At 45.3% G+C, this 3,632-nt stretch carries 5 protein-coding genes; all 5 read left to right on the top strand.

Annotation, left to right across the window (positions count from 1 at the left end; genetic code table 11):
• Positions 1-506 (top strand): molybdopterin dinucleotide binding domain-containing protein (locus Q0546_RS09570; RefSeq protein WP_298792535.1); only part of this gene is annotated, 506 nt, incomplete at its 5' end.
• A 10-nt stretch (positions 507-516) separates the two neighbouring features.
• Positions 517-1,086 (top strand): 4Fe-4S dicluster domain-containing protein, encoded by a 570-nt coding sequence (locus tag Q0546_RS09565; RefSeq protein ID WP_298792532.1) that lies wholly within the window; start codon positions 517-519, stop codon positions 1,084-1,086.
• Complete coding sequence (gene nrfD, locus Q0546_RS09560) at positions 1,079-2,050, top strand: NrfD/PsrC family molybdoenzyme membrane anchor subunit (protein WP_298792529.1); 972 nt, start codon at positions 1,079-1,081, stop codon at positions 2,048-2,050. The genes Q0546_RS09565 and nrfD overlap by 8 nt, the downstream gene beginning before the upstream one ends.
• 124 nt (positions 2,051-2,174) lie before the next feature.
• Positions 2,175-2,843, top strand: coding sequence for a response regulator transcription factor (locus Q0546_RS09555; RefSeq protein WP_298792528.1), 669 nt, complete (start codon positions 2,175-2,177; stop codon positions 2,841-2,843).
• The coding region (locus tag Q0546_RS09550; RefSeq protein WP_298792526.1) for a histidine kinase dimerization/phospho-acceptor domain-containing protein at positions 2,827-3,632 on the top strand (806 nt) is incomplete at its 3' end. The genes Q0546_RS09555 and Q0546_RS09550, both read left to right, overlap by 17 nt.

The raw sequence follows: 3,632 nt of genomic DNA, 5'->3' as shown, positions 1-3,632 counted from the left end.
GGCTGATGGAGTCGCAGGTCAAATTTAAAACCGATAGCGGCAAGATCGAGCTCTTTAGCGAAAAGGTCGAAAAGCAGTTTCCGGGATACGGCTGCTTAAACGCCGAGGGCATGGACGTATTTTTCGGCGAGGAGCTTTGCCTAATGAGCGGCAAAACGCCGATACACACCAACGGCCACACGCAAAACGTCGAATTTTTAAACGACCTGATGAGTAGCGCGCCCGTCTGGATACACCCTAATACCGCGAAAAAATACGGGCTAAAAGACGGCGATAAGATAACCCTTCAAAGCAAAACCGCAAAAGAAAAAGCAAGCGTGATGCTGACTGAAGGCATCAGGGAGGATACGCTTTTCGTCTATCACGGTTTTGGTCACGAAAGCGCGGGACTAAAGCGTACGAACGGCGTAGGAACGAATCAAAGCAAGCTGCTAGATCCTACCGTGATCGGCCCCGTCGCCTCTACGATGGTGCGAAACGTCGGCGTCAAGATAATAAAAGCGTAAAGGAAAAAAGATGAAAAAAGCGTATAGAATGATACATGACGAAAACCTCTGCATAGGCTGCCAAGCGTGCTCGGTGGCTTGCAGGAGCGAAAACGAAGTGCCTAGAGGCGTTTTTAGACTTCAAGTCCATTCGCAGATAAAGGGCAAATTTCCAAATTTAAAAACCGACTTTAGCAGACATAGTTGCGTGATGTGCGAGGACGCTCCGTGCGTGGCGGTTTGTCCTACGGGAGCTAGCTTTCAGACGAGCGATGGCATAGTACTGCTAGATCACTCTACTTGCGTATCTTGCAAATACTGCATCCTAGCCTGTCCTTACGACGCTCGCTACGTCGAGCCAAAAACCGGCGAGATAGGCAAATGTACGTTTTGCTTTGAGACTAGAGTGAGTATTGGCGAGCAGCCTGCGTGCGTGACCGTTTGTCCGACCGACGCTTTGGCATTTGGCGATATAAACGATCCAAACAGCGAAGTAAGTAAAATTTTAAATACCAAAGCTCACTACTATCCTAAAGCCGAGCTTAAAACCAAACCGAAGCTTGCTATGATAGCTAACCGCAAAGGAGGAAGCCATGAATAATATGTGGGGAAGCGTAGCGCAATATAATGAAATTTACTGGCCGTGGCCGATAGCGGTTTATCTATTTTTGGCGGGTTTGTCCGCAGGCGCGATGATGGTTGCATTGCTTGTTAAGTGGAACTACCACAAAAAACAAGACGGCAGCATCTGGGACGCGATGGTAAAGGCGGGCGCTCTAGTAGCTCCTATAACGATCACTGTGGGACTTGCGCTTTTGGTGCTTGACCTTGGCAAGCCGCTTAGCTTTTACTGGATTTTGATTAAGTATAACTTTGGTTCGGTTATGTCTATCGGCGTTGCGTTATTGCTGCTTTATACGCCGCTAGCTTATCTTTTTGCGATGATTATTTTCGAAGAAGAGATAGAAAAGTATAAAATTTTAGCGATTTTACGTCCTATTTCTAGACTGATTCGCTCTTTTGCGCCTCTTTCAAAGATAGTCGAGATGGCGCTTTTCGGCCTTGCGATCGGCGTTGGTATCTATACAGGCTTTTTGCTTAGCGCGATTACGAAGCTTCCGCTTTGGAACACACCGATTTTGCCGATCTTGTTCCTAACATCAGGCTTTAGCTCAGGCGTAGCGACAAACATCTTGGTCGGACTTTTGTGCTTCAAGCACCTTCTTAACGAAGACAACGTGAAGTATCTTTTGGTTATGGACTTGCGCGCCGTACTTTTCGAGATACCGCTTATAGCTATACTATTTTTGGGACTATATTTCGAAGGCGGAGCGAGCGCGGTTGCAGCTAAACAAGCTCTAAGCACGGGACAATACGCGCTAATCTTTTGGATAGGCGTCGTGGGTATCGGACTTTTGACTCCTATCACCATAGCGCTAACGGCTCTTAAAAATCACGCGTATAGAGTGGGCTACATCGTAGCAAACTCGCTTGTGGTTATCTGCGGCGTCGTTATGCTAAGATACTATATAGTTTATGCCGGTCAAGTTTTCACGGGCGCGTGAAATTTAGACTAAACTATACGCATTAGGCTCGGTAAACTCGCCGAGCCTTTTTAAATTCAGACGATCCAAAATCATTTTTAGCTATCATCTCCCTTAAAATATTGCGATAAAATTCGGAGAATTTATGAAAATTTTACTGCTTGAAGACGACTTTGTATATCGTGAGAGCGTTAGCGAATACCTAGAAAGCCTAGGCTACGAGGTCGATGAGGCGCCTGACGGCAAAGTCGCCTGCGATAAGATAGCGGCGGGCTTTTATCACCTGCTGATACTTGACATCAAGGTCCCGCATATCAGCGGACACGAGGTGATAAAATACGCCAAAGATATCGGCTGTGAAACGCCCATAATGATAATGACCTCGCTCGTGGATATAGACGATATGGCGGTCGGATACGAGCTGGGCTGTAACGAGTATCTAAAAAAGCCCTTTGAGCTAGCCGAGCTCAAATTTAGAGTAAACGAGTTAATGCGAAAATATCACGGCAGAGACGATAAAAACTTGATCGCGATCGATGAAAACTTTAGTCTCGATACCGCCAAAAAGCGGCTTAAATTTAAAGGCGAAGCGGTTGAGCTAAGTACGAGGGAATTTGGTATCATCGAGTGTTTGCTGTTTCATAAAAATAGCTTTGTCGGTATCGAAAGGTTGCGAGCCGAGGTGTGGAACGACAAGGAGATCGATCCAGCCGACGTACGCATGCACATACTAAAAATCCGTCAAAAAACGACTCCCGAGTTTATAAAATCATCGCGCGGACTAGGCTATAAGATAGATGTTTCAAAATCTTAAAATCCCCATCTTAGCCACTTTTATCATCATGGCTTTGTTTATATTTCAAAGCTACGAGATTATAAATTTAAGCTCCAAAGACGAATACTCAAAAAATATGTTCGAGCTGTTAGAATACGAGGGTAAAATCCGCAAAGCGCTCGATAAAAACGAGACTTTGCCTATCTCGCTCACATATAGATACGGCGTTTTTGATCTCAAAGAAAAGCAGATCGTCTCAAATTTAGACGCGCGCCCGAGCGATTTAAAATTTATCACCCGTCAAGAAAACGGCCATCTTTTTTACAAGACCTATTTTAGCGCGGACGGCGAGTTTTATTATCTGGTGCTAGCCAAAAAGCAAAACGCGGCTAGGATTTTATTCGTCGCGGCTCTAACTCTTGCCTTTGCGCTCGTGGTCGTATTTTTCGCGCTTTATTTGTCGTTTGTTAGCGGTATAAAGCCGTATAAAGACGCTAAAAAATATATGAATAACTTTTTTAACGACGCGATGCATGAGCTAAAAACGCCGCTGGGCGTCATCGGCATAAACCTTGAGATGCTGGGTCTTGATAACAAATACGTCACCCGCATGCGCTCGGCTCTAAAACAGATGCAAGTTACCTACGAGGACACCGAGTACTACATCAAGCGCGGGTATATTTTATTTCCGCCAGAGATTTTAAATTTGAGCGAATTTAGCCTTGAGCGAGCGCGATATATGCGCGGTATCGCGATGGCGAAAAATATCAAAATTTACGACTTCGTCGAGCCAAATTTGCAAATTTTCATGAGCAAGATAGAGGCGGG

This window comes from uncultured Campylobacter sp., from assembly GCF_937997465.1.
In the GTDB taxonomy this organism is placed as follows: Bacteria; Campylobacterota; Campylobacteria; order Campylobacterales; family Campylobacteraceae; genus Campylobacter_A.
The sequence above is the reverse complement of the archived record's forward strand: the minus strand, read 5'-3'. Positions and strand labels throughout refer to the sequence as shown.

Bases quoted from the DNA above. Each gene is read 5' to 3' on its own strand.
- Q0546_RS09565 (WP_298792532.1), top strand. From the start codon at position 517: ATGAAAAAAGCGTATAGAATGATACATGACGAAAACCTCTGCATAGGC.
- nrfD (WP_298792529.1), top strand. From the start codon at position 1,079: ATGAATAATATGTGGGGAAGCGTAGCGCAATATAATGAAATTTACTGG.
- Q0546_RS09555 (WP_298792528.1), top strand. From the start codon at position 2,175: ATGAAAATTTTACTGCTTGAAGACGACTTTGTATATCGTGAGAGCGTT.